Source organism: Microbacterium sp. BF1 (assembly GCF_019279095.1).
In the GTDB taxonomy this organism is placed as follows: domain Bacteria; phylum Actinomycetota; class Actinomycetes; order Actinomycetales; family Microbacteriaceae; genus Microbacterium; species Microbacterium maritypicum.
Window position 1 is genome coordinate 1 of record NZ_JAGYWT010000267.1, and the last position, 3330, is coordinate 3330.

Here is a 3330-nt window from a genome sequence, read left to right on the forward strand (position 1 = left end):
GGCGGCGGGTGCCACCCTCACGGGGTGCGTTCTCGAGGGCTTCGTGGCGACCGTGGAGGTGCAGGCGGCGTACGCTGGACTCGCAGCCGTCTCCCGAGCCCGTGCCGGGCCACCCGAGGGATAGCGACGGCAGCGCGACCTCGCTCACTGTGAACGACCCCACACAGTGGTGTGTATGGTGTGCTTCGAAGAAAGGACGCACCCTTGGCTGAAGGCAAGAAGCTCGTCATCGTCGAGTCCCCGACGAAGATGCGGTCTATTCAGGGATACCTCGGCGACGGCTACGAGGTGCTCAGCTCCGTCGGCCACATCCGCGACCTCGCTGACAAGAAGGACATCCCGGCCGCTGACAAGCAGGCCTATGGGAAGTACTCCATCGACATCGACAACGGATTCGACCCGTACTACGTCGTCTCCGATCGGAAGACCAAGACGGTCGCCGAACTCAAGCGTGCGCTGAAGAATGCCGACGAGCTCCTGCTCGCCACTGATGAGGACCGCGAGGGTGAGGCGATCGCCTGGCACCTGCTCGAGACCCTCAAGCCCAAGGTTCCCGTCAAGCGCATGGTCTTCCACGAGATCACCAAGGACGCGATCCAGGCTGCGGTCGGCAACACCCGCGAACTCGACCACGACCTCGTCGACGCGCAGGAGACCCGCCGCATCCTCGACCGCCTGTACGGCTGGGACGTCTCGCCCGTGCTCTGGTACAAGGTCAAGACCGGAATCTCGGCCGGACGCGTGCAGTCCGCGGCCACCCGTCTGATCGTCGATCGAGAGCGCGAACGCATGGCGTTCACCTCCGCCGAGTACTGGGACGTCGATGCCGCGGCTTCGGCGACGGGCACCTCGTTCAAGATCCGTCTCGTCCGCGTCGACGGTGGCCAGCTCGCGCGGGGCACCGACTTCGATGACGACGGCAAGCTCAAGAAGGCCGTCGTCATCCTCGACGAGGCGGCCGCAACCGCTCTCGCCCAGGCGGTCGACGCCGTGGGCACCGGAAGCGTGACGAAGGTCGAGGCCAAGCCGGGAACGCGCAGCCCCTACGCGCCGTTCACGACCTCCACGATGCAGCAGGAGGCCGGGCGCAAGCTCTCGATGGGAGCCAAGCAGGCGATGGGGGTCGCCCAGCGTCTGTACGAGAAGGGCTACATCACCTATATGCGTACCGACTCCACGTCGCTGAGCACCCAGGCGGTGCAGGCGGCGCGGAGCCAGGCGGTGGCACTCTACGGCGACGCCGCGGTGCCGCTGAAGCCGCGGGTGTACAAGTCCAAGAGCAAGAACGCGCAGGAGGCCCACGAGGCCATCCGCCCCTCCGGTGACAACTTCCGCACGCCGGCCTCGCTGTCCTCCGAGCTCGATCGCGACGAGCAGCGCCTCTACGACCTCATCTGGAAGCGCACCGTCGCCAGCCAGATGTCGGACGCCAAGTACGAGACCACAACCGTCACGATCGCCGTCGACGCCGCCGGGAAGAAGGCCGAGTTCACGGCCTCCGGAACCGTCTACACCTTCAAGGGCTTCCTGGAGGCGTACGAGGAGGGCCGCGACGAGAAGCGCGGTGACGCGGACGCTGCGGAGAACCAGTCGCTGCCGGCTGTCGCGGTCGGCGATCAGCTCGCCGTGTCCGACGCCGAGGCCAAGGGGCACCGCACCACGCCGAAGCCCCGTTACACCGAGGCCTCGCTCGTGAAGGTTCTCGAGGAGAAGGGCATCGGTCGTCCTTCGACGTTCGCCTCGATCCCCGAGACGATCCTCGACCGTGGATACGCGGTCAAGCGCGGCCAGGCCCTCGTGCCGACCTGGCTCGCGTTCAGCGTCGTGCGTCTGCTCGAAGAGCACTTCGCCGACCTCGTCGACTACGACTTCACGGCGGCGCTCGAAGACGACCTCGACACGATCGCGCGCGGCGAGCAGAACCGGGTCGAGTGGCTCAAATCCTTCTACTTCGGCTCCGACAACCACGTGGGTCTGCGCCAGGTCGTCGACAACCTCGGCGAGATCGACGCTCGTGCGCTGAACTCCACGCGCATCACCGACACGGCCACGCTTCGCTTCGGCAAGTACGGCCCGTATCTCGAGGTGGCCGACCCCGCGAACCCCGAGGCCAAGCCGCGCATCGTCAACGTGCCGGAAGACCTCGCACCCGACGAGCTGACCGCCCAGAAGGCTCAGGAGCTCATCGACGCTCCCGTTGCCGGCGACCGCGTGCTGGGGGAGAACCCCGACAACGGCAAGATCATCGTGGTGAAGGACGGCCGGTTCGGGCCGTACGTGCAGGAGAACGACCCTGTGTCGGAAGACGCCGCGGTCGACGAGACCACCGGCGAGGTCGTCGAGGCTCCCAAGCCCAAGCGCGGCGCGAAGAAGGAAGCAGCGCCCAAGCCGCGCACGGCCTCGCTCTTCCGCTCGATGTCGGTCGACGAGATCGATCTCGACACCGCGCTGCGTCTGCTGAGCCTCCCGCGCGTCGTGGGCGTCGACCCGGAGTCGGGCGATGAGATCACGGCGCAGAACGGCCGGTTCGGGCCCTACCTGAAGAAGGGTACGGATTCACGGTCGCTCGAATCGGAGTCGCAGATCTTCGATGTGACGCTCGACCAGGCGCTCGAGATCTACGCGCAGCCGAAGTACGGCGCGGGTCGCCGGGCATCGAGCGCGCTCGCCGAGTTCGAAGCCGATCCCGTCAGCGGGAAGCCGATCCGCATCCGCGACGGACGTTTCGGCGCGTATGTGACCGACGGTGAGACGAACGTGACGATCCCGCGGGGTCAGACCGTCGAGGACATCACCTTCGAGGTCGCAGTGCAGATGCTCGCCGACAAGCGTGCCAAGGGTCCGGCTACCAAGCGCGGAGCGAAGAAGGCTCCTGCGAAGAAGCCGGCCGCGAAGAAGGCTCCTGCCGCCAAGAAGCCGGCCGCGAAGAAGCCTGCCGCCAAGAAGGCGCCCGCGAAGAAGACCACGGCTGCCACGTCCGCTGCCCGGTCGGCTGCTGCGAAGAAGGCGGCAGCCACGCGCGCCGCCAACGCTGCGGCGAAGGCGGCGGAGAAGGCGGACTCGTGACCTCAGGTCACGGGGTGTGGATCACGCTCGAGGGCGGTGACGGCTCGGGCAAGACCACGCAGTCGAACCTGCTCGCGCAGTGGCTCGAAGACACCGGGCGTACCGTCGTCCGTACCCGCGAACCCGGCGGTTCCGATGTACCATCCCATTCGCAGGGGTGCAGCCCACTGTGAACACGTTCGCGATGAGGAAGAAACCAAGACATCTGCATGCGAAGAAACTGCTCATCTGCATAGATCGACCAGATGCGCACCCGGCCTTGTG

The 3330-nt window shown here is 66.8% G+C and carries 1 protein-coding gene and 1 pseudogene; both read left to right on the forward strand.

All coding sequences use genetic code 11. The features are described 5' to 3' along the window. Positions 1-204 precede the first annotated feature (204 nt). The gene (gene topA / locus KZA10_RS10150) at positions 205-3066 is read left to right on the forward strand and encodes a type I DNA topoisomerase (RefSeq protein ID WP_141385833.1); all 2862 of its coding nucleotides are present in this window, start codon (positions 205-207) and stop codon (positions 3064-3066) included. Further along, positions 3063-3206: pseudogene (locus KZA10_RS10155) on the forward strand (dTMP kinase); the annotation flags it as partial. The gene topA and the pseudogene KZA10_RS10155, both read left to right, overlap by 4 nt. Positions 3207-3330 lie beyond the last annotated feature (124 nt).